Source organism: Mycobacterium sp. SMC-19 (assembly GCF_045310815.1).
In the GTDB taxonomy this organism is placed as follows: Bacteria; Actinomycetota; Actinomycetes; order Mycobacteriales; family Mycobacteriaceae; genus Mycobacterium.
Genome location: NZ_JBJIAM010000009.1, coordinates 30,017 through 51,876 on the forward strand (window position 1 = coordinate 30,017; position 21,860 = coordinate 51,876).

Consider the following 21,860-nt stretch of genomic DNA (forward strand, 5'->3'; position numbering starts at 1 on the left):
TAATCGGGAACGATTGAATCGCACGGTGTGCCCGCCTAGGGATTGCGCGGCTGCCATCCCGGCCCGTTTCTCCTGTCGCCTGCCCGGTTGCACTGATTGCGCCCCGGGAGAGGGCTCACCCCGGGCGGTTGTCGTCTGTGCCCCTTTGACCGTCGGGCTGTGGAACTGCGGATTGGGCTTCCTGGGTCCGGTGAGTGGCCAGGAAGTCGTCGACGATGCGGGCGCAGTCGTGTGCGGTGATGGATCGCAGGCCGGTCATTCGTGCGAACGCGAGTGGTCCGATGAGTTGGCACAGTGCGAGATCCGGGTCCAGGCCGTCGAATTCAGCAGCGGCCTCAATGTCTTGCAGGATGGCGTCGAAGGGCTGCCGGTATTGGTTGATGACCCGCGCTCGCAGCGCCTGCGGGGCATGTTCGGTGCTGGCGTGATCGATTGTGGTCGGGCCCAGGGCGAGCCAGGCCAGCATGGTGATGTGTGCTGGGGCGTCGGCGAACAGCGCAGACTGTCGGGTGAGCAGTTCGATGAGTCGTTCGCGCAATGTCCCACTGGCCGGCCCGGGTGGGGTTACTTGAGGTAAGAGTCGCTCGAAGGTGGCCGCGAGCAACTGCGATGAGCTGCCGAAATGGCGGTAGAGGGTGGTGCGGGCCACCTTGGAAGCTTTGGTGACCGCCTCGATGGTGACGGCTTCGATGCCACCGCTGCTGAGCAGCGCGGTCGCGGCGTCGAGCAAGCGGTTGCGCGACCGGGTCCGGCGGGGGTCAATATCGTCGTCATCGGGCACCGGCGGTACCTGCTCGCTGCTCACACCCACTCACCCCTCGCCTCATTCCAGATTCCCGACCAATTACCCGCGTCACCGCCCGTAACGGGTACCGTACCAACGGTAGCGCAGCGAAACTATGTGTACCGAAGGTGTCGTTGGTGGCCGATCACTCACCGCATCACGATGTCGCGTCCGGCCGCTCGGGTGCGGCACGGCCTGAGCTGCTGCCCGCACATACTCGGACGTGTATGGGTTGCGGACCGCAGAATCCGCACGGTCTGCAGCTGGTGGTTTACCGCAGCGGCGACACGGTGTACGCGGACGTGACTTTCGACGAACGCCACGTCGGCGCGCCCGGTCTGGCGCACGGCGGGGCGGTCGCCGCCGCCTGCGACGACGTGCTGGGGTTCGCGCTGTGGATTGCCGGCGCGCCCGCTGTGACACGCAGCCTGACCGTCGAATACCTCCAGCCGGTCGTGCTGCATCGATCCCACCGCATCACCGCGCACATTGCCTCCCGGGAAGGCCGCGTGCTGCACATCGGCGCAACCGGCACCGACCCCGAGGGGGCCACCCGATTCACCGCAAATGCGGTGTTCGTCGTGGTCACCGCCGATCACTTCGCCGCCTATGGCGACGTAGCAGCGTTCGAACATCTTCTTCGGCGGCTCGGGGACAACGGGGCGCCGAGCGATCCGGAATCCTGACCCGCAACCCGTAACGCTATTACTAGTAGCGCAGCGCTACTTGCCGTACCATTTCAGTGCAGACCGGTTGGGCGTCGACGGAGGTGCGCGATGTACACCACGTGGATCGAAGGTTGCACCGTGCAGCGGATGTCGTTGCAGGGTGATCTGGTGTTGAGCTTTGATGACGCCAACGAGGTAGTCATCAGTTGCCTGCTGTGGCTTGCCCTGCCGGCTAGCGGTGAGTTTCCGGCCGAGGAAGTGCTCATCGACCCGCGCGAGGTCGCCGCCCACCAACGTCCGCTACTGGATCTGGCGGGTGCGGTGTGCACGAAGGCATGCCACGACGATTCCGGTCGGCTACTCCTGAGCTTCTCCAACGGCCTGCGCATCGAGGTCAGCGCCAACGAGCGCGCCACCGCCTGGGAGCTCTACGGCAAACACCACGGTTACATGGCGTGCCTGCCGCACGGCAGGGTCAAGGTGGTCCGCCATGACATCCCCTACGACGAGGACGACAATGCCGGTGCAACGACCCCCAACTAAGGATCTTCGTCATCGCCGGCAGCCGAGTCATTGTGACCGGCGGCAGCGTCTTTCGTGGGCGCAGGCGCGGTGAGTGCGGACAACCCGGGCGGTGCGGGCACGGCAACCCTGCCTGTGCGGGCCCGCAACGGGGTGGCCGATCCGGGCCAATCCAGTGAGTACAGCAGCCGGTTAGCAACACTGGCCGGGTTCACGGTGCGTCATAAAGCACTGGTCATCGGCGGCTGGATCGCCGTCGCCGTGCTGCTTGCACTGGTGTTCCCGCAGCTGGAAACGGTGGTACGGCAGCAATCGGTGAACCTGATCCCCCGCGACGCCGCGTCGTTTCAAACCGTGGACCGCATGAGCGCGGCCTTCGGTGAACAGGGCTCCAAAACGATGCTGGTCGTGGCGATGGAAGACCCCGACGGCTTAACCGCGCCGGTGCGCAACCGCTATGAGCAGTTGGTGGTGCAGCTGCGCGCCGATACCGACCACGTCTTGCTGGTTCAAGATCTGCTCGCCGACCCGGTCACCGCGGCGCATGCGACCAGCAATGACGGCAAAGCCTGGTATCTGCCGGTGGGTGTGGCCGGCACCCTGGGTGACCCCAAGGCCGCCGAATCCGTCCAAGCCGTGCGCGACATCGCCGCCGGTTTATTCGCCGGTTCACCGACGACCGTGCACGTGACGGGCCCGGCGGCCACCTTCAACGACCAGATCGCTGCCGCCGAACACGACCTGCTGCTGATCTCGATCGCCACCGCCGCGCTGATCGCACTGATCCTGCTGATTGTCTACCGGTCGGTGTTCACCGCCTTGCTGCCCCTGCTGGTGATCGGGGTCAGCCTGGCCGTCGGCCGTGGTGTGCTGTCTGTCCTCGGCGAGAGCGGCATGCCCGTCTCGCAGTTCACCGTGGCGTTCATGACCGTGATCCTGCTCGGGGCGGGCACCGACTACACGGTGTTTTTGATCAGCCGCTACCACGAACAGCGCCGCGCACATGTCCCCGCCGATCAGGCCGTCATTCATGCCACCGCCAGCATCGGGCGCGTGATCCTGGCCTCGGCGGCCACCGTTGCGCTGGCCTTTTTTGCCATGGTTTTCGCTCGCCTCAGTGTTTTCGCCGGGCTCGGCCCGGCCTGCGCGGTCGCCGTGCTGGTCGGATTCCTGGCCACCGTGACCCTGTTGCCGCCGGTGCTGGCGCTGGCCGCCCGCCGTGGAATCGGCGAGCCGAAATCCGATCGAACCCGCCGCTACTGGAACAGTGTCGCTGTCGCGGTGGTCCGCCGGCCGGTGCCACTGTTGGCCGTGAGCCTGGTGATCCTGCTGGCCCTCTCGGCCATCGCCACCACGATGAAGATCAGCTACGACGACCGCAAAGGCCAGCCTGCCACCACCGCCAGCAACCAGGGTTACCAACTGCTGGATCGCCACTTCCCCAAAGACGTCGTCATCACCGAATTTCTCGTCGTGGAGAACCCCGACGACATGCGCACCAGCAAAGGTCTGGCCGACCTCGACGAGATGGCCTCCCGGGTCGCCCAAGTATCCGGGGTCACCAAAGTCATCGGGATAACCCGCCCCACCGGCACCCGTCTCGAACAAGCCCAACTGTCTTGGCAGAACAGGCAGATCGGCGACAAGATGGCCGACGCCGTCGCCGATGGCGACGCACGAAAAGGCGACCTCACTCAACTCACCGACGGCGCCGATCAACTCGCTGGCGGCCTGGCCCAGCTCGATGCCGCCCTGCACGCGATCTTGACCCCGCTGTCGGGCGTACTGGCCCGAGCCCAATCCGGTGACACCCTGCTGTGGTCATCTCGACCGTTGCTGCAAGAACTTTCGGCCTCCGCACCCACCGTCGACCAAGCCATCCAATCCGGCCCCGGGCTGCGGTCGCGGGCGGATCAAGCCGAAACCGCCCTCGCCGTGCTGGCCCCCCTCGTCGATGGCCTGAACACTTCCGAGTGGTGTGCCACCACGCCGCAATGCGCGCAAATCCGTAACCAGGTCCGGATCCTGGTGAGTTTGCGCGATAACGGATTCTTCACCGAAGTCGCCACCCTCGGCGATCGCTACAACCCTGACACCGACGCCACCATTGCTGGCACCCTTGCCGACATACAAGCCGCTGCCGCAGCACTTGACAAGGCCTTCGGAACTCAGGGTGATCCCGCGGACCCGGCCGGCAACATCGGCCGGCTCCAAGAGGGCGTCGGCCAACTCGCTTCCGGGGCGCAAGCGCTGGCCGCCGGTGTGCACGCCCTGGCCGACAGCAACATCGAAATGTTGGCTCGGATGGGCCAGGTCGCCGCCCAACTGCAGAACTCGGCCCGCGCCAGCGCCGGCTCTGACGCAGCGAGCGGTTTCTACCTGCCCGCCAGTGCCTTCGATAACCGTCAATTCACCGACGTTGCCAAACAATTCCTCTCACCCGATGGCAAAACCGCCCGCTTTGTCGTCGAATCCAGCTACGACCCCTACAGCGCGCAGGCGATCACCCTCGCCCGCCAGATCGTCGAGACCGCCGACACCGCCCGCCCCAACACCACCCTGGCCAACGCCACTATCGCCGTTGCCGGGTTCCCCGCCGTCAACTCCGACATCCAACGGCTCCTGTCGGCTGACTTCACCCAACTGGCCATCAGCACCCTGGTCATCGTCGGACTCATCCTCATCCTGCTCTTGCGCGCCCTGCTCGCCCCGCTATACCTGCTGGGGACGGTCGTGCTGAACTACCTGGCCTCACTGGGCATCGGAGTGCTGGTCTTCCAATGGGGACTCGGCTACGAAATCGCCTGGCCCGTCCCGTTGCTGGCTTTCATCATCCTGGTAGCCGTCGGCGCCGACTACAACATGCTGCTCGTCTCACGGCTGCGGGAGGAATCCAAACACAACATTCGCGTAGGGGTACTGCGCACCGTCGCCCGCACCGGCTCGGTCATCACCTCGGCCGGAATCATCTTCGCCGCCAGCATGTTCGGACTGATGTTCGGCTCCATCGCGATCATGATCCAAGTCGGCCTCATCATCGGCTGCGGACTCCTACTCGACACATTCCTCGTTCGCACCCTCACCGTCCCCGCCATCGCCACACTCCTGCGCGAAGCCAGCTGGTGGCCCAACACGCCGCGCTCTATCCCACCTCCACACCGTCAGGCCCGCCTGAGCGATCCGTATTACGACACAGGCACCCTGTAACCGCCGCAGATTGGGGGATTACGGCTACGGGTGCGTGGTTTCGGCGCCACAATGGCTGGAATCGCGAGTGAAGTGCAGGCGGTGCCCCAAGCCGTTGTTGCGATGGCACCCATTAGCCGCCGCCCCCTGCACCGTTTCCGGCGTCGAGTTGTCCGTAGAGCAGTGCGATTGTCGATTCTTGTTCGGCAAGCTTGGTTCTCAGTGCGCGGATCTCACCGTCCTTGGCGACCAGTTGGGCACGTAGGGCGGCTACGACGGTGCTCTCGCGGCCCGTCGCGGCGTCGAGCGAAGGCGGCTGGCGTCGGTAGGCGTCGATGATCGCGACGAGGTCGCGGTGCTTGTAGACGGTCTTGCGTTCTACGCCGGCGCGGGCAGCGACGGTGGATATGTTGATGATGGCGTTGGTCTTGCGCAGGTGTTTGATGGCGCGTTCGATATCCCGGCGCTTGGTCTGGGAGATGTTCTTACGGTAGTCGGCCAGGGCGCGGCGGGCGTTATCCGAAGGGGGAGGGGGGCGTTGCCTCATCCGGGTGCGTTGGGGTCGGCTTTGCGTAGAACAGATTCGTGGCTGCCGCGGGTCTTGACCTTCAACAGCGGCAACCGGTTTGAGGCACCAGCACCGCCCACACTGGCTCCGTTCGCGAGGCCCTCGGTGTCGGTGTGCAGACGCTCGATGATCGCGTCCAGAGAGGCGATCTCCCGGCGCCGTTCGTGAATCCACACGTTGTCGTCGGTGAGTTCCCGCCCGCTACGTCGCCGGTACTGTTCGCGGCGGACCTCGATCAAGTTGACGGTCTTGGCGCGCTGCGCGATCAATTCGTCGAGATGAGTGGCGTCGGTGGCGAAATGCCCGCATGACAGACAAGCATTTCCTTTGTCACAGCTCTTCAGCGGAGGAAGCAGGCACACGCCGTTGGGAAGTACCCGATCCGTGCGGGCCGCCAGTTGAGTCATGTCATAAATATCGGATGGACTGATTGCGATATCGGTGCCGTGTGCGCCGACCTTCTTGTGCCGCAGGAATTCTGACTCAGCTGTTGCAGCAAGCGTCGCAGCGTAGCGCAGGGTCATCTCAGGGGATGCGTGCCCAAGGTATCGCTGTACCACGTGAATGGGAACGCCGTCGTTTAGCAACTCGGTGGCCCGGGTATGGCGCAGCCGATGGGTCTGGCTGAACCGCAGCGGACGCCCGGCCGAGTCGGCCAGGCCGTGAACCTTGTCGAGTTTGTTCAGTGCCACACCGTAGGACTGGTAGGTGCGGGCCCGGTGGCCCTGATGCTGGTGGCGCAGTCCGAGGAACAGGTACTTCGGGCTCAGCCCAGGGTAGCGGCGGCGAACCCACTGTTGCTGTTCGGTGATCACGTTGACCACCGCCTTCTCAACCAGGATCGACGGCAGTACCCCGTCGACCTTGGTCTGCTGGTAGCGCAACTTGGCGACGAATGCGTTGGGGTCATCGGAATCTGTGGGGCGTTCCGGGCCGGGAATAGCGGTCAGAGGGTCGAAGTCGAGCATCAGTATCTCCGAGGCTCGGCGTCCGGTCAGCGCCTGCAGCAGCCAGACGCGCGCGGCTTGCGGGTCTCCGAGGCCGGCGACAACCGAGATCGTTGCATCAGGGTGAGTGATGGCCACCGGCATACCGCGATCGGCCGCCAGCACATCGAGGTAGCACAGCATCTGCTGCAATTCCGACGTGGAGAACCACGTCAGCTCCCGCTGCCGGTTGGCGCGGCGCGTTCGAAACGCCGCGCCCCACAGACGCGTGTAGGTGTCGGTGATCTGAGCCCACCGGGGGTCGCCGGTCGCCGCAGCGGCTTCCTCGGCGTGATCAACCATGAAGGCGTAGAACACCTGGGCCTGCGACTGGGTCGAGTCCACCGCGGATGCTGACAACGGCCGGTCTGGTTTGAACTGTGCGGATGGGGATTTCAGGTAGTTGGAGAACTCGGTGAACAACAACCGCAGGGCGGCGCGGTCATCGGCCAACAGTGGGGTGCTGATGTTGCGGGCGGCCAAGAACGGGCCGAGGTGCCTGGCCATGTTGCGAGCACGATCGGCTACCGATGACCAGCGCAGCAATTCCGCGGTTATGGAGGTGCGCAGCCAGAACCGCACGCCCTCACGCAGCCAGGGCGGGTGGATCGCGGCAAGTTTGACGACTTGGTCATGGCTGGGTTCATGTTCGCGCTGTGGTATGCGGGGATCAGCCCGTAGATCCCAGATGTCATGGGCCCACCACGGGGCATCGGTGCAGCGCACCGATACGTAAAGATGCAGGTGCTCGATCAAGGCCACGACCTGGCGCCGAGCCCCCGCGGAGGGCAGGCGGGCGTTGCGGCGCTCAAAGCGCACCACGGCGTGACGTACGACATCCTCGGCCGCGAGGTCTGCAATGCTCACTGGAGGCCGGTGATACCGCTGCTGGTGCTCGGCGGCGGCGTCGGTCAAGGCGACGGCCGTCCACTTCAGCAGGAACGGCTCGATCTTGCGGATTCCTTCGTGGCCGCACAACCACACCCACCACGCCATTTCTTGGCGAAAGCGTTCTGGGACATCGGCGGGGGTGAAGTCGTGGCCGTCGGGATTGTTCAGGTAGCGCTGGTTGCGCACGAACACGGCGTCGAACGGTGCAGCGTCGATGCGGTAGTGCAAAGTTCGCCACGATTCAGGGACCTGCTGCCATTGCCGATCCCACACGGTGGCCGCCGCGGATCCTGCAGAATCGACGTGACTGTTACGGGGTTGAGTCATGGCTCACCTTCCAGCCGGCGACGAAGCTCTTCCACTGCGCGACCGTGCGCATCTCGGCGTCGGCGGTCACCCACCCGTAGATCGACAGCGTGGTCTGCACATCGGCGTGGCCGAGACGGCGCATCACCACGTGTTCAGGCACCCCAGACAACAGCAGAGCTGTAGCGTGGGTGTGGCGCAGCCAGTGAGGAGTCCAGTCCTGCGGCAACACATCAGCATGGGCGGCCGTGAGGGTGTCCACCTTGTCGTAGACGGTTTCCGGGCGCAACGGTGCATAGCGCTGGCCGCGTGCCAGATTGACGAACACGAAGTGCGACGCCAGATCGGCAACCGCGACGTCGGCGGCCCACCCGATCAGCTGCCACACGTACTCGCTGTAGAGGGCTACCAGATCATCGCCGATGTAGATCCGGCGTGCACCGGACTTGGCTCGTACCCCATGGGGGTGATCGTCGCGGCCGGCCACCAGAATCGACGGAGTCTCACCCCCGGTGATATGGAAATCATTGTGGCGCAAAGATAATGCTTCACCTATTCGCATTCCGGTCTCGGCCAGGACGGCGAAGAATAACCGGTCACGCAAACCCGCCTCGCTGCCGGTCCACTCACCCGACGGCGACTGCACACTGCAGCCATCCAGGATGGCGTTGACTTGATCGGGCAACAACACCGGCGTCTCGCTGCGATTGGGTGCACGCCGGCGGTGCACAGGCACCTCCTGATCACGTCGCGGTCCGACACCAGCCAGGGTGGGGGCATAGCGGCGCCGCGAGGATCGGGCGTGGGAGGAAAACAAGCGGCGGTACGGGCGGGTCAAATCGTGGGCGTCGGCGAAGTACCGGTACATCGACAACACCGCAGCCCCCCGCGGCTGCAACGACGACTCGGCCATCCCAGGCCCGGGCTCACCGATACGGACCATGCCCGGCAGATCCCCAGTCCGCAGATAACACAGGAACTCGCCAAACAGGCTAGTGGGAAAATCATCCCAGGCCGCGCCGGTGTGTTCGAGCACCGTCCACCACGCCGATAGCCCGTATGCGTAGGCACGCACCGTATTTGGAGACGCGCCCTGATCTGCGAGGAACCGCAAGTACTCTCGGGCAGGTGCAACGGGTAGCCGATCGGCGCCGACCACCGTGTAGGTATCAGGCCGGTCCGGGAAACACAGCCGCTGCACCCGCGCCACGTTCAGCAGCCTCTCGCGCCGTTCATGGAGTTTTACCGCGACGGAAATCGTCGAGGCGGACCACTTGATGCCGCTCTTCCGGGGCTGATCCGCTAGCACCGCGCATCCCGACGGCAGCCATCGGGCGCCTGTCAGATGCAGGTGAAGGCCGTTGCGTAGCCAGGAACCATTCGAGCAGATCCGATGGAAATATCATTGACTCGCGTGCGGCCAGCATCGGCACCGAGGCATCCCCGTAGCAGCGTTCCACCCACTTGCGCAGCAGCCTGGGCCGCTCGGGGTCACGTTCGTTCCATCCGGGTTCCGTCATACCCCAGGTATGCCCAGTCTCAGGATTGATCCGTGAATACAGTTGTGTGGTAAGCATTTTTGCGCGATCAGCGTCGATCAATCCCGAGTCACGCATGTGCATGATCAGCGAACCCAACGACAAGCCCCACTTGTCCTTGAGCGGTTTGAGGTTCAACAGTGACATCACCTGTGGCAACTCCGGCGCCAGCGCGGCGACGGGCGCCAACAACTCGGTGGCGAACCGGTTGGCCTCCAACTCCTCGCCCGAGTTCACCGAGCAGTGCCCACGGCTGTGCAACACCAAATGCCCCAACTCATGGGCAACGGTGAATCGGGTCCGTTCCCACGACTCGGATTCGCGCAACACTACGAGCGGGCGATCCCGGTGTCGTCCCACCCAACTCGAATAACCCAAGTGCTTCTCGTCACGCGCTCTCCCCGGTGTGGCCGCGAACTCGCTCTCCCACTCACCCGGAGTGCGCCGCCGGACGATCACCGGTGCACCCAATCGCTCAGTTTCATACATCAAATCATCCAGTGGCTCATGAGGTTCTAGCCCCATCGCCTCGCGCAGCCACCCTGCGGCCTGGACCGCGCTCGGCCGGTGATGATCCTTGCCGCAGATCGACGGGACCTTCACATGAGGCAATTTCGACCGCTCATCCAGGTCGCCGAGAAAATCGCCGGCGAGCGAAGCGAACGTCGCCAAGAAGTCCTGCTCGCCAACAGTCATCGACTTTGGCGCCCGGAAAAGCAACTCACCCGCCGATACGCGAGACTGCGGTTCCGAGCTGAAAAACCGTGCAGGAAAGCGGAACAACTCCGACAGCCCCGCAACCTCATCAACGGACAACATGATCGTCGAAGACTTCTCGATCTTCGTCTGGCGGGCATTGCTCCAGCCAACCAGGCCCACCACAGAAGTTGCCGTCATGCGCCGCAATAGCCGGGCCTGCCGGACCCGTGCACCAAAAACCTCGATCATCGTGCGCTCGATTCAACATCACCCGAGTGGGAGCCCCGCATGCACCCAGCAGTGTGCACGAGGGCTACGACGATTCCGGCGGCGCTTCGTTCAGTGTCTCCTCGGTGACGCCGTCGGCATCCGCGAAGTCCTCGTCCCGGCGCCGCTTTCCGGGCATTGCAACCTCGGTAGCCTGCGTGAACGGATCCATGGTGGGTGCCGTTTTCGCACGCTGCTCCATGATCGGTGGCGGCAGCGGAGTGCTGGCGTAGAGTACCTGAACCTTGTCGGTGAGTATGCCCGCAGCCAAGACCGCACCACCCAAGCCCAGATTGCCTGGCCACCACAGTACGTATTGCCGATACCCGGGAGGCTCCGGAATGCCATCCCCGCCGCCGATTGGGTACCCCAATTCCTCCTCGATACTCAGCTGATGCTCGCCGGGCACATACTCCACCGATTCGAGCAGGCTGCCGTCCCAGTTGCGTGGATGTTTGCGCACCCCGATACGAGACCCCTTCCCGTCGACCAGAACAATCCCAAACCCGTTGCCCTTGATCGCCTTCAAAGTCGAGTCCTCGGTCTGGCGACGCCACCTCGAGAACAGCAACGTCTCCAGCAGCGTGCATGACACGGTGATTCCTCGGGGATCGTTCCCCTGATCGACGTACCGGTCCGGAACCTCCGCCAACCTCGCACACAGATCGCCATGCGTTTCGCCCAACACGAGAGCATGCTGCTCGACGAACTTCTCCACCAGCAGTTGTGGATTGTCGTGTAGGTCCATGGGGTGAATTTTTACCCCGGTATCCCACATCGGCCGGCGCGCCACGCCGTGCAAACTTGGAAAATGTTTGGCCAACCATACCTAAGAGGATACATGTATACGATGATTAATGTGCAGGTAAACACGCTGATTGACCAATAGAACGTGTTAAACCTCTGATAAAGTGTGCAGGTGCTGGTGCACGTGGCGCGGGATCGCGATGGCAGGCGGCGACTCACCGACATCTCGATGCTGCGCCGCGCCGCCGACGGGCAGGTGCAGGCCGCGCCGGTATGGCAGGCCGGGCGTGGTCTGGTCGACCACGCCGTCGAGTTCCGCGGCATGCTGCGCGATCGGATGCCCGCGTGAGCGGCCCCGCGGCCGCAGCGCTGGCCTTGGCCGCGGCGACGCTGCTCGGTGTTTCACCGCGCGGCCGCATCGCACCGATCGTTCGCCGCCCCGGCGCTCCGATCGTCGGCCGGGCCGGCCGGTGGAGCCTGATCGGCGCGGCGGCCGGAGCCACTGCGCTGGCCGCACTGGCACTGCCGCCGAGCACGTGGCTGGCCGGGGTCGTGTTGGCGGCCACTGTCGCAGTGCGGCACCGTCGCGGTCTGCGCCGCCGTCGGGCCGGCGCGGAATCGCGCGCCTTGGAAACCGCCCTGGATGTCTTGACCGCGGAGCTGCGGGTGGGAGCACATCCGGTGCGCGCGTTCGCCGTTGCGGCGGCAGAATCCGACCACCCCGCGGTGGCCGCCGGCCTGGGCGGCGTCGCCGCCAGGGCCCGCCTGGGCGCCGACGTGGCGACCGGCCTGCGTGATGCAGCCGGATCCTCGGCGCTGCCCTCGCAGTGGGAGCGGCTTGCCGCCTACTGGGAGCTCGGGGGACAGCACGGCTTGGCGATCGCCACCCTGATGCAGGCCGCGCAACGCGATATCACCGCCCGGCACAGGTTCACGGCGCGCGCCGAAGCCGGTATGGCCGGCGCCCGCGCCTCGGCAACGCTCTTGGCCTGTCTGCCGTTGCTCGGTGTGTTGCTGGGGCAGTTGATCGGCGCGCGGCCGTTCGGCTTTCTACTTGGCGGAACGGGTGGGGTGCTGTCCCTGATCGGGGTGAGCCTGGTCTGCGCCGGGCTGCTGTGGTCCGACCGGATCACCACGCGGGCAGGTGGTGTCACATGACTGCCGCCGCGATGTTGCTGGCTGTGGCGGTGCTCGCCGCTGCCGGACCGGCGACGGTGCGGACCCGCGCCGGGCTGCCCCGGCCAGTCAGTCCGCCGCCCGGTCGGCCCGTCGCGGGCGGGGACGCGCTGGCGCTGGCCGCCGACCTGGACGTGTTCGCGCTCTGCCTGACTGCGGGGATGTCCGTCTCCGGTGCGGCCGTGGCCACCGCCCGGCACGCGCCGCCGCCACTGGCGGGGGCATTGAGCCGGGGCGCCGACCTGCTGGCGCTGGGGGCCGAACCGGCCATTGCCTGGTCGGCGCCGAAGGGCCCGGCTGCCGGGGCACTCGACCCGACCACCACCGCGGTATTGCGTCTGGCTCGAAGGTCGGGGTCATCCGGCGCTGCGCTGGCCGCCGGGCTCGGCGAACTTGCTGCGCAGTCCCGTGACGAGGCCGCGCATACGGCCACGGCCGCTGCCGAGCGGGCCGGGGTGCTGATCGCCGGGCCGCTCGGGCTGTGCTTTCTGCCCGCATTCGTGTGTCTGGGCATCGTGCCGGTGGTGGCCGGGTTGGCCGGCGACGTGCTGCGGTCGGGGCTGCTGTGATCGCCGAGCTTCGCGGACAGGCCGCGAAGGCCGAAGAGGGTTACCGATGAGGGAGGCTTTATGAGAACGCGGGTATTTCAGGCGCGCAACATGTTTCGTGTCATCTCGCTGAAGATGGTGCTGCTGGCATCCGATGATTCCGGGATGTCGACGGTGGAATATGCCATCGGGACGATAGCTGCTGCGGCCTTCGGCGCGATCCTCTACACCGTGGTCACCGGTGATTCGATCGTGTCGGCACTGAACCGCGTCATCGGACGCGCGTTGAACACCAAGGTCTGACGGGTGGCGACCGGCCGTGCGCCACTTGCCGAGGATGCCGGCGCCAGCACGGTCGAGGCGGCGTTCGCGCTGGCGGCCCTGGTCTCGGTGCTGGTGCTGTGCCTGGCCGGGATCGCCGCGGTGTCCGCCCAGATCCGCTGCGTCGACGCCGCCCGGGAAGCGGCCCGGCTTGCGGCGCGCGGAGACGCTTCCGCGGTCACCGCGGTGGTGCGGCGAATCGCACCCGACGGTGCGACGGTCCGGTTGCGCTCCGAGGGCGACCTGGTGGTGGCACGCGTCACCGCTCGGCCGGTTCTGTTGCCCGGCATGGCGATCACCGCCGAGGCGGTCTCGGCAGTCGAGCCGCCGCGGTGAATCGGGCGGGGCCACCGTGGCGGCCGCCGCGATGATCGCGGTGCTGCTGAGCGTCACCGGCGGCGGCTTCATCCTCGGCGCCGCGGTCATTGCCCGGCATCGCGCGCAGGCCATTGCCGACCTGGCAGCTCTGGCCGGTGCGGCCCGGATTCCCGCCGGGCCCGCGACGGCCTGCGCGCACGCCACCATGCTGGGCTCGCGGATGCATGCCGCTGAAATCACCTGCGCGGTCGACGGACTCGATGTGGTGATCGCGGTCGCGATGCCAGTGCCAGGCTGGGGGCTCGGCCCAGCCCGGGCGGCGGCTCGCGCCGGGCCGATCGCGACGGCCTAGGGAGCCTCGAGCGCCTGTTCCAAACCGGCTTGATCAGAATCGGTGGGGCCCAACCCCGCCTCGGCGAGTTCGGCATCGGTGGGCAGGCGCAGCGCGATCAGTCCGGCGACGGTGCCCTCGTCGAGATCCACCCGGTTGACCGTCACGTGCACCGGCGCCCAACCGCCGTCCGTCTGGCGCAGTCGCAGCACTCCGCTTGCCGGGGCCTGGGAACGGGCCAGGTCGCTTTCCATGCGGGCGATCTGCACCTGGTCGTCGGGATGGGCCCGCGAGACGTCCGCCGGACCGCGCCAGTCGTAGTACGGGCACGGGTCGTCGAGCCACTTCAACAGCCGTCGGGTGGCCAGATCGACCAGGGCCCGGTGCACGCCCGGCTGGGCCAACGCGTGCAGGATCTGCTGCGCCAGGAAGTCGGGGCGCTGCACTGCGCCGTCGAACTGGCCGCGCCAGTTCATCCCCCGTGTCACCAGATGCTCACGCCCGCCGGGGACGGCCTCGCGGGCGGTGCGGACCACGAAGCCCACCCGAATGTTCTCACCATTGAAATCGGTGACATCCCAACTGCTGCAGATGGTCTGGCCGGGTTCTGCCCGGATCGCCAGCGCCAGCACCTTGTTCTCGTTGGGGCTGAACTCGCGGGCGGGCAACTCTTCGACGAACGCCCGTCCGTGGGTGGCCTCCACCTCCGGGTCTTTGCCGCTGTTGATCAGCGACTCTCGGGTGTCGGTGGCCACTCCCTGGGTCAGGTCCCATTTCAGCGGTCCCGGGATGGGGCGCTCGGACGGCTCCATGTCGGCCGGCCCGGTCCAGACGTGCACTCCGTGCACCCGGCCGTCGGACATCACCACGGGTTCGGTGCGGATCACCCGATCGCGGCGGGGTGTGATGCTGGCCAGCGGCTGCCCGGTCCGCACCGATTCGGCGATCGCGGTTTGAATCGCCGCGAGGTGTGGGCTGCGTCGCAGGAACTGGGTGAGCGGCACCAGGTTCTTCAGCTGACGGCCTTGGGCGACGACTACCGGTTCACCCCCGAGGGTCTCCACCAGCAACCAGTCGTGCGCCATAATCCACCGATATTACGGCCACCGCGCTTCTACCAGCGTCAACAGCGAATTATTTCCCGGATCCGACGAGCGCTTCTCCCAGGCCGGCGCCCTGCCAAGTTGCGGAGGATCCGGTGCAGCCGGTAACTTACGGCCGCATCCGATCATGTATCGGGTTGGGAACGGATCGCATCTCTCGACCGTTCGTCTTACTGGTCCCGCGCGCCTTTTCGCGTGGTGACGCCCGTCACTGCGACGCAGTTACCGGGGTAAGGGCTCGGGGGAGTCGGCCGTTCGGGGGGTCGGCCGACTCCCGCAGTCATTCCGCACTGATGCGCCAGCCGTCGAGCTTGCCCAGCACCAATCGCAGCACGCGCACCGCGCCTTCCTTGTCCAACGGGTCATTGCCGTTGCCGCACTTGGGTGATTGCACGCACGACGGACAGCCGTGCGGGCATTCGCAGGATTCGATCGCCTCCGCGGTGGCGGTCAGCCAGGTGGCCGCCGCGCGGAATCCCCGCTCGGCGAAGCCGGCACCGCCAGGGTGGCCGTCATAGACGAAGACGCTGGGCAAGGCGCCCAGCGCTTCGGGACCTACCGCGGTGGACAGCCCGCCGATGTCGCCGCGATCGCAGCTGGCCACCAGCGGCAGCAGCCCGATCGCCGCATGCTCGGCGGCGTGTAGCGCCCCCGGGATCGCAGGTTCGGCGACTCCGCAGGCGGCCAGCGCGTCGGCGGTGATGGTGTAGACCACGGCCATGGTGGGCAACGTCGCCGGCGGCACGTCCAGGTCGATGAAGTCCAGCACCTCCCCGGTCGGCAGCCGTCGCAGGTAGCCGACGATCTGGCGGGTCACCGTGACCGGCACCAGGCCCAGGCTGACCGGGCCGAACCAGGCACGCTCACCGTCCCCCGTCACGTCGATGTCGGTGATCTCGCGCGCGAACGTGGCGTAGCCGGGATCCTCGGCGTGCACAAACGCGATCTGGCGCTCGGTGTCCAGCGAGTCGACCACATAACTCTCGCCCTGATGCAAATACACCGCGCCGGTGTGCACCGTGGCCGGCGCCCGCCCGGCGTCGACGCTGCCCAGCAGTCGGCCGGTGTCGGCCTCCACGATCACCACCTGCCCGCCGGCCGAACCGCGGATCTCTACCGTCGCGTGCGGCTCCAGTCCGGGCGCCGGGAAATATCGGTCGGACCGCCGTCGCAACAATCCATCGTCGACCAGGGTGTCGGCCACCTGCTCGGCGCCCAGTTGCGCCACCTCGGCGGCGGTCAGCGGCAGTTCGGCGGCCGCGCACAGCAGCTGCGGTCCCAGCACGTAGGGGTTGGCCGGGTCGATCACCACCTGCTCGATCGGCTTGTCCAGCAGCGCCGCGGGGTGGTGCACCAGATAGGTGTCCAGCGGGTCGTCGCGGGCTACCAGCACGATCAGCGCCGTCTGCCCCCGTCGTCCCGACCGGCCGGCCTGCTGCCAGAACGAGGTCACGGTGCCGGGGAAGCCGGCCATCACCACCGCGTCCAGCCCGGCGATGTCCACCCCGAGTTCCAGTGCGTTCGTGGTGGCCAGGCCATACAACTGGCCGTCGGCCAGCGCGCGTTCCAGGGCGCGACGATCCTCGGCCAGGTATCCGGCCCGGTAGGAGGCCACCTTCTCGACCAGGGCCGGGGCAACCGATTCCAGCCGGGTGCGGGCCGCCAGCGCGGTGAGCTCCGCTCCTCGGCGCGAGCGCACGAAGGTCAGGGTGCGTGCGCCCTCGGCGATCAGATCGGCCATCACGCGGGCCGCCTCGGTACCGGCGGCGCGACGCACCGGTGCGCCGTTCTCCCCGGTCAGGTCGGTGCGCAGCGCCGGCTCCCACAGGGCCACCGTTCGGGCCCCGTGCGGTGAGCCGTCCTCGGTGACCTCCGCGACGGGTTGTCCGATCAGTGCCGACGCGCTGGCTCCCGGCGATGCGGTGGTGGCACTGGCGAAGATCACGGTGGGACCGGCAGGTGCCCCCGGTGCCGAGTAGCGCGCACACAGTCGCAGCAGCCGTCGCAGCACCATCGCCACGTGCGAACCGAAGATCCCCCGGTAGTAGTGGCATTCGTCGACGATCACGAAGCGCAGCCCGCGCAGGAAGGCCGCCCAGCGGGCGTGGTTACGCAGTAGTGACAGATGGATCATGTCCGGGTTGGAGAACACCCAGCGGGATCGTTCCCGGGCGAACCGGCGGATCTCGGCGGCGCTGTCGCCGTCATAGGCGGTGGGGGCCACCGCTCCGGTTGCGCCACCGAGTCGCGGAACCGCCGTGCTCAGCGTGTGCGCTGCGCGCAGCTGATCGTGCCCCAGTGCCTTCGTGGGCGACAGATACAGCACCCGGGCGCGGGGATCGGTTGCCAGCGCCTGCAGCACCGGCAGCTGATAGGCCAGCGATTTCCCCGACGCCGTACCGGTGCTGATCACCACGTGACTCCCGGCGTGCGCCAGTTCGGCGGCGGCCAGCTGATGCGACCACGGCGCCTCGATCCCGCGTTCGGTGAAGGCAGTGATCACGTCGGGCTCGGCCCAGTCCGGCCAGGCGCTGGTGCGGCCCGCTGACGCCGGCAGATCGGCGACGTGACGCAGCGGGTCTTCACCGGACTCGACCCCGGCGAGCGCGGCGGCCAGCAATTCACCACCGAAACTCGCCGTCATTGGCCCCGTCCTCAATTGCCTGGTTTATGCGGCGGTCCCAGCTTCGCCTCTCCTACGTCGAGTCTCGCTGAACCGCCGGCCTCGAATGCCCGCCGCCGTATTGTTCACCCTGCCTCAAACCTTCGACAGGTCATTTAGGCACCGCAGTCTGTCCTAAGGGCCACGAACATGGTTGACTGATGGGCGGTCGTAGCTTCTGTGTTCGTGTTAAGCCTTCGCAGGATCTGTGGTTGCGGCCGCAGTGCCCGCGAGGGAGTGTCGGTGTCCGCACCGGCCGACCGCCAGGGTACGGCGGTCGGAACAGGCCCGGGGCAGCGAAATGCGGTGCCCCGAACAACGGTGCGTACCGCACCGGGCAAGAAGAGTAAGGAAAGATCGACAAATGCCACAGGGAACTGTGAAGTGGTTCAACGCGGAAAAGGGCTTCGGCTTCATCGCACCAGAGGACGGCTCGGCAGACGTGTTTGTCCACTACACGGAGATCCAGGGAAGCGGCTTTCGCACCCTTGAGGAAAACCAGCGGGTGGAGTTCGAGGTCGGGCAGAGCCCCAAGGGCCCCCAGGCCACGGGCGTCCGCGCCGTCTGAGCCACGGAATTTGACGTCACCCCCCGGGCAGCTCCCGCCAACGGAGCTAAGCCGGGGGGTTTCGTTTCGGGCGGGTAAGACCTCCCCGGATGCCGCCGGACGGTGGACCGGCTTACTGTCGGTGACGTGAGCCAGCTTTCCTTCTTTTCGGCAGAGTCGGTGCCGCCCAGCGTCGCCGACCTCACCGGGGTGCTGGCTGGCCCGGGGCAGATCGTCGTGGCGGGCGATGGAGCGCGACTGTCGGTCGTGGTCGACGCCCAGTGGCGAGCTGTGGCGCTGGCCGAGCTGATCGGCCAGGCCGGTCTGTTGTCCGAGGTCACCCGCACCGAGGAGGACACCCCGCTGGTGCGGACCGCGGTCGACACACGCTTGCGTGTGCTGGCCCAGGCGTGGACCCGCGGTGCGGTCAAGACCGTCCCGCCGCAATGGCTGCCGGGTCCGCGTGAACTGCGGGCGTGGACGCTGGCGGCCGGCTCCGCCGAAGGCGACCGATACCTGCTCGGGCTCGACCCGCACGCGCCGGACACCTTCGAGCCGCTGGCTTCGGCCATGATGCGGGTGGGCATCGCGCCCACCCTGATCGGCACCCGCGGGGGTCATCCGGCGTTGCGGATCACCGGCCGCCGTAGGTTGTCGCGGCTGGTAGAAAACGTCGGGGAATCACCCGCGGACCCCGAGGCGTTGAGCCAATGGCCGCGTGTCGGAGCCACGATCCCGGGCTATGCGGACGGGTTTTGAGAGAATGCACTGCTGAACGCCGGTTTGCATCGGCGCGGTCGTGAGTGCGAGATTGTCAGGTGTCCACTGGCGGCGTGACGCGGCGGTGCGGACAGAAGTGGAGTGGTAAGCGCAAGGTGGCTGACTCTGAAACGGTGAGCGCCCGCAATGGCGATAAGACACCCGTGCGGCGGCTCGTCATTGTCGAGTCGCCCACCAAGGCACGGAAAATTGCGGGTTACCTGGGCCGTAACTACGTTGTCGAGTCCTCCCGAGGGCACATCCGGGACCTGCCGCGCAACGCCGCCGACGTGCCGGCGAAGTACAAGACCGAAGCGTGGGCGCGCCTGGGCGTCAACGTCGACGCCGACTTCGAACCGCTCTACATCGTCAGCCCCGACAAGAAGAGCACCGTTGCCGAGCTCAAGGGCCTGCTCAAGGACGTCGACGAGCTCTATCTGGCCACCGATGGTGACCGGGAGGGCGAGGCGATCGCCTGGCACCTGCTGGAGACCCTGAAGCCGCGCATCCCGGTCAAACGGATGGTGTTCCACGAGATCACCGAACCGGCGATCCGCAACGCCGCCGAGAACCCCCGTGACCTGGACATCGACCTGGTGGACGCGCAGGAGACCCGGCGCGTCCTGGACCGGTTGTACGGCTACGAGGTCAGCCCCGTGCTGTGGAAGAAGGTCGCGCCGAAGCTCTCGGCGGGCCGCGTCCAATCGGTCGCCACCCGCATCATCGTGCAGCGTGAACGCGAACGGATGGCGTTCCGCAGTGCCTCCTATTGGGACGTGGTCGCCCAACTGGACGCCAGTGTCTCCGACCCGACGGCGTCCCCGCCCAACTTCACCGCCCGGCTGGTCGCCGTCGACGAACTGCGGGTGGCCAGCGGACGCGACTTCGACTCGCTGGGGGCACTGAAGAAGCCCGCCGAGGTCCGAGTGCTCGACGAAGCCGCGGCCACCGCCCTGGCGGCAGGGCTGCAGGGCGCGTCGTTGTCGGTGACGTCCGCGGAGGAGAAGCCGTACACCCGGCGGCCCTACGCACCCTTCATGACCTCGACGTTGCAGCAGGAAGCCGGCCGCAAGCTGCGGTTCTCCGCCGAGCGGACGATGAGTATCGCCCAGCGGCTCTACGAGAACGGCTACATCACCTACATGCGTACCGACTCGACGACGCTGTCGCAGTCGGCCATTGATGCTGCACGGAACCAGGCCCGCCAGCTCTACGGCGAGGAGTACGTCTCGCCGTCGCCGCGGCAGTACACCCGCAAGGTCAAGAACGCCCAGGAAGCCCACGAGGCGATCCGGCCCGCCGGCGAGACGTTCGCGACCCCCGACGCGGTGCGCAACGAGCTGGGCAGCGACGAGTTCCGGCTTTACGAGCTGATCTGGCAGCGCACCGTCGCCTCGCAGATGGCTGACGCCCGCGGCACCACGCTCAGTCTGCGGATCGGGGGGCAGTCCGGCAGCGAGCAGGTGACGTTCGCCGCCAGCGGCCGCACCATCACGTTCCCCGGCTTCCTCAAGGCCTACGTGGAGACCGTCGACGAGTTGGCCGGCGGCGAAGCCGACGATGCCGAGCGCCGGCTGCCGCAGCTGACCCAGGGCCAGCGAGTGGACGCCAGCGAGGCGAACCCGGATGGCCACGCCACCAACCCGCCCGCGCGCTACACCGAGGCCTCGCTGGTCAAGGCGCTCGAAGAGTTGGGCATCGGACGGCCCTCGACGTACTCCTCGATCATCAAGACCATCCAGGACCGCGGCTACGTCTACAAGAAGGGCAGCGCCCTGGTCCCGACCTGGGTGGCGTTCGCCGTGATAGGCCTGCTCGAGCAGCACTTCGGCCGCCTGGTCGACTACGACTTCACCGCGGCGATGGAAGACGAGCTCGACGGGATCGCCGCCGGGCGCCAGCGTCGCACGGACTGGCTGCACAACTTCTACTTCGGCGGCGACTACGGGGTGGAGGGCTCGATCTCTCGGGCCGGCGGCCTGAAGAAGCTGGTCGGGGTGAACCTGGAGGGCATCGACGCCCGCGAGATCAACTCGATCAAGCTGTTCGACGACGCCGAGGGACGACCGGTCTACGTGCGGGTGGGCAAGAACGGGCCCTACCTGGAGCGCATGGTCACCGGTGACGACGGCGAGCCGACCCCGCAGCGGGCCAACCTGGATGACTCGCTGCCGCCGGATGAGCTGACTCTGGCGTTGGCCGAGGAACGCTTCGCCACCCCGCAGGAGGGCCGACCGCTCGGTGTCGACCCGGCCACCGGGCACGAGATCGTCGCCAAGGACGGCCGCTACGGCCCGTATGTCACCGAAGTTCTGCCGCCGCCGCCCGACGACGAGTCCGGCAGCACCGCCAAGAAGGGCAAGAAGCCGGTCGGCCCCAAGCCCCGCACCGGTTCGTTGCTGCGCAGCATGAGCCTGGAAACCGTGACACTCGACGACGCCCTGAAGCTGTTGTCGTTGCCGCGGGTGGTCGGCGTCGACCCCGAGTCCGGCGATGAGATCACCGCTCAGAACGGCCGCTACGGGCCATACCTGAAGCGCGGCACCGATTCTCGGTCGCTGGCCACCGAAGAGCAGATCTTCGAGATCTCCCTCGAAGAGGCGCTGAAGATCTACGCCGAGCCGAAACGCCGTGGCCGCCAAGCAGCTGCGACTGCGGCGCTGCGGGAGCTGGGTGCTGACCCGGCGAGCGGCAAGCCCATGGTGATCAAGGACGGCCGGTTCGGTCCGTACGTGACCGACGGTGAGACCAACGCCAGCCTGCGCAAGGGCGACGAGGTGGCCACGATCACCGATGAGCGTGCCGCCGAGCTGCTCGCCGACCGGCGGGCGCGGGGACCGGCGAAGAAGGCTGCCAAGAAGACCGCCCGCAAGGCGCCCGCGAAAAAGGCACCGGCAAAGAAGGCAGCCGCGAAGAAGGCTTCGAAGAGCTGA

Annotated in this window: 20 protein-coding genes; 12 read left to right on the forward strand and 8 right to left on the reverse strand. The window is 66.9% G+C overall.

From position 1 onward, the window contains the following. Positions 1-115: 115 nt before the first annotated feature. Positions 116-805 (reverse strand): TetR/AcrR family transcriptional regulator, encoded by a 690-nt coding sequence (locus ACJH5R_RS18450; protein WP_046284848.1) that lies wholly within the window; start codon positions 803-805, stop codon positions 116-118. 206 nt (positions 806-1,011) lie between these two features. Here ACJH5R_RS18450 and ACJH5R_RS18455 point away from each other — a divergent pair, with 206 nt between their 5' ends. The 3 genes from ACJH5R_RS18455 to ACJH5R_RS18465 all read left to right on the forward strand — a co-directional run bounded on the left by ACJH5R_RS18455 (position 1,012) and on the right by ACJH5R_RS18465 (position 5,181). Next, a complete protein-coding gene (locus tag ACJH5R_RS18455) occupies positions 1,012-1,470 on the forward strand; it encodes a PaaI family thioesterase (protein ID WP_046284847.1) in 459 nt (152 codons plus the stop codon). 90 nt (positions 1,471-1,560) lie between these two features. Then, positions 1,561-1,995, forward strand: coding sequence for a DUF6188 family protein (locus ACJH5R_RS18460; RefSeq protein ID WP_046284846.1), 435 nt, complete (start codon positions 1,561-1,563; stop codon positions 1,993-1,995). 69 nt (positions 1,996-2,064) lie between these two features. Then, complete coding sequence (locus tag ACJH5R_RS18465) at positions 2,065-5,181, forward strand: MMPL family transporter (protein WP_082108291.1); 3,117 nt, start codon at positions 2,065-2,067, stop codon at positions 5,179-5,181. A 112-nt stretch (positions 5,182-5,293) separates the two neighbouring features. Here the strand turns inward: ACJH5R_RS18465 and ACJH5R_RS18470 are convergent, their stop codons facing one another. From ACJH5R_RS18470 to ACJH5R_RS18490, 5 genes are all read right to left on the reverse strand, one after another. After that, positions 5,294-5,707, reverse strand: coding sequence for a hypothetical protein (locus ACJH5R_RS18470; RefSeq protein ID WP_046284845.1), 414 nt, complete (start codon positions 5,705-5,707; stop codon positions 5,294-5,296). Beyond that, positions 5,704-7,932, reverse strand: a complete 2,229-nt coding sequence (locus ACJH5R_RS18475; protein ID WP_046284844.1) for a tyrosine-type recombinase/integrase — start codon at positions 7,930-7,932, stop codon at positions 5,704-5,706. Before ACJH5R_RS18475 ends, ACJH5R_RS18470 begins: the two co-directional genes overlap by 4 nt. Further along, entirely contained in the window at positions 7,916-9,121 is a 1,206-nt protein-coding gene (locus ACJH5R_RS18480; protein ID WP_109401152.1) for a tyrosine-type recombinase/integrase, read from the reverse strand. The genes ACJH5R_RS18475 and ACJH5R_RS18480 overlap by 17 nt, the downstream gene beginning before the upstream one ends. 22 nt (positions 9,122-9,143) lie before the next feature. Beyond that, positions 9,144-10,397, reverse strand: a complete 1,254-nt coding sequence (locus ACJH5R_RS18485; RefSeq protein ID WP_052741218.1) for an ImmA/IrrE family metallo-endopeptidase — start codon at positions 10,395-10,397, stop codon at positions 9,144-9,146. A gap of 64 nt (positions 10,398-10,461) precedes the next feature. After that, complete coding sequence (locus ACJH5R_RS18490) at positions 10,462-11,163, reverse strand: hypothetical protein (RefSeq protein ID WP_046284843.1); 702 nt, start codon at positions 11,161-11,163, stop codon at positions 10,462-10,464. Between the two features lie 171 nt (positions 11,164-11,334). Between ACJH5R_RS18490 and ACJH5R_RS18495 the strand changes: the two genes are divergently transcribed. The 6 genes from ACJH5R_RS18495 to ACJH5R_RS18520 all read left to right on the forward strand — a co-directional run bounded on the left by ACJH5R_RS18495 (position 11,335) and on the right by ACJH5R_RS18520 (position 13,877). Then, the gene (locus tag ACJH5R_RS18495; RefSeq protein ID WP_406782544.1) at positions 11,335-11,511 is read left to right on the forward strand and encodes a hypothetical protein; all 177 of its coding nucleotides are present in this window, start codon (positions 11,335-11,337) and stop codon (positions 11,509-11,511) included. Beyond that, positions 11,508-12,320: a type II secretion system F family protein gene (locus tag ACJH5R_RS18500; RefSeq protein WP_406782545.1), complete on the forward strand. Its 813-nt coding sequence runs from the start codon at positions 11,508-11,510 to the stop codon at positions 12,318-12,320. Before ACJH5R_RS18495 ends, ACJH5R_RS18500 begins: the two co-directional genes overlap by 4 nt. Continuing rightward, a complete protein-coding gene (locus ACJH5R_RS18505) occupies positions 12,317-12,907 on the forward strand; it encodes a type II secretion system F family protein (protein WP_406756866.1) in 591 nt (196 codons plus the stop codon). The genes ACJH5R_RS18500 and ACJH5R_RS18505 overlap by 4 nt, the downstream gene beginning before the upstream one ends. A gap of 90 nt (positions 12,908-12,997) precedes the next feature. Continuing rightward, a complete protein-coding gene (locus tag ACJH5R_RS18510) occupies positions 12,998-13,189 on the forward strand; it encodes a DUF4244 domain-containing protein (RefSeq protein ID WP_406756923.1) in 192 nt (63 codons plus the stop codon). Between the two features lie 3 nt (positions 13,190-13,192). Continuing rightward, positions 13,193-13,543: a TadE family type IV pilus minor pilin gene (locus tag ACJH5R_RS18515; protein WP_406782546.1), complete on the forward strand. Its 351-nt coding sequence runs from the start codon at positions 13,193-13,195 to the stop codon at positions 13,541-13,543. Positions 13,544-13,559: 16 nt separating this feature from the next. Then, complete coding sequence (locus ACJH5R_RS18520; RefSeq protein ID WP_406756868.1) at positions 13,560-13,877, forward strand: Rv3654c family TadE-like protein; 318 nt, start codon at positions 13,560-13,562, stop codon at positions 13,875-13,877. On the opposite strand, the gene ACJH5R_RS18525 is transcribed toward ACJH5R_RS18520, so the two are convergent. Both ACJH5R_RS18525 and ACJH5R_RS18530 read right to left on the reverse strand, forming a co-directional pair. After that, positions 13,874-14,941 (reverse strand): PAS domain-containing protein, encoded by a 1,068-nt coding sequence (locus ACJH5R_RS18525; RefSeq protein ID WP_406782547.1) that lies wholly within the window; start codon positions 14,939-14,941, stop codon positions 13,874-13,876. The genes ACJH5R_RS18520 and ACJH5R_RS18525 overlap by 4 nt on opposite strands. 298 nt (positions 14,942-15,239) lie before the next feature. Continuing rightward, the gene (locus ACJH5R_RS18530; protein WP_406756870.1) at positions 15,240-17,603 is read right to left on the reverse strand and encodes a DEAD/DEAH box helicase; all 2,364 of its coding nucleotides are present in this window, start codon (positions 17,601-17,603) and stop codon (positions 15,240-15,242) included. A gap of 382 nt (positions 17,604-17,985) precedes the next feature. On the opposite strand from ACJH5R_RS18530, the gene ACJH5R_RS18535 reads away from it, so the two are divergent. From ACJH5R_RS18535 to topA, 3 genes are all read left to right on the forward strand, one after another. Beyond that, entirely contained in the window at positions 17,986-18,189 is a 204-nt protein-coding gene (locus ACJH5R_RS18535; RefSeq protein WP_005138711.1) for a cold-shock protein, read from the forward strand. Between the two features lie 126 nt (positions 18,190-18,315). Then, positions 18,316-18,927, forward strand: a complete 612-nt coding sequence (locus tag ACJH5R_RS18540; RefSeq protein ID WP_406756871.1) for a hypothetical protein — start codon at positions 18,316-18,318, stop codon at positions 18,925-18,927. Positions 18,928-19,043: 116 nt separating this feature from the next. Then, entirely contained in the window at positions 19,044-21,860 is a 2,817-nt protein-coding gene (gene topA, locus ACJH5R_RS18545; protein ID WP_406756872.1) for a type I DNA topoisomerase, read from the forward strand.

Bases quoted from the DNA above. Each gene is read 5' to 3' on its own strand.
- ACJH5R_RS18455 (WP_046284847.1), top strand. From the start codon at position 1,012: ATGGGTTGCGGACCGCAGAATCCGCACGGTCTGCAGCTGGTGGTTTAC.
- ACJH5R_RS18460 (WP_046284846.1), top strand. From the start codon at position 1,561: ATGTACACCACGTGGATCGAAGGTTGCACCGTGCAGCGGATGTCGTTG.
- ACJH5R_RS18470 (WP_046284845.1), bottom strand. From the start codon at position 5,707: ATGAGGCAACGCCCCCCTCCCCCTTCGGATAACGCCCGCCGCGCCCTG.
- ACJH5R_RS18475 (WP_046284844.1), bottom strand. From the start codon at position 7,932: ATGACTCAACCCCGTAACAGTCACGTCGATTCTGCAGGATCCGCGGCG.
- ACJH5R_RS18485 (WP_052741218.1), bottom strand. From the start codon at position 10,397: ATGATCGAGGTTTTTGGTGCACGGGTCCGGCAGGCCCGGCTATTGCGG.
- ACJH5R_RS18490 (WP_046284843.1), bottom strand. From the start codon at position 11,163: ATGGACCTACACGACAATCCACAACTGCTGGTGGAGAAGTTCGTCGAG.
- ACJH5R_RS18505 (WP_406756866.1), top strand. From the start codon at position 12,317: ATGACTGCCGCCGCGATGTTGCTGGCTGTGGCGGTGCTCGCCGCTGCC.
- ACJH5R_RS18510 (WP_406756923.1), top strand. From the start codon at position 12,998: ATGTTTCGTGTCATCTCGCTGAAGATGGTGCTGCTGGCATCCGATGAT.
- ACJH5R_RS18525 (WP_406782547.1), bottom strand. From the start codon at position 14,941: ATGGCGCACGACTGGTTGCTGGTGGAGACCCTCGGGGGTGAACCGGTA.
- ACJH5R_RS18530 (WP_406756870.1), bottom strand. From the start codon at position 17,603: ATGACGGCGAGTTTCGGTGGTGAATTGCTGGCCGCCGCGCTCGCCGGG.
- ACJH5R_RS18535 (WP_005138711.1), top strand. From the start codon at position 17,986: ATGCCACAGGGAACTGTGAAGTGGTTCAACGCGGAAAAGGGCTTCGGC.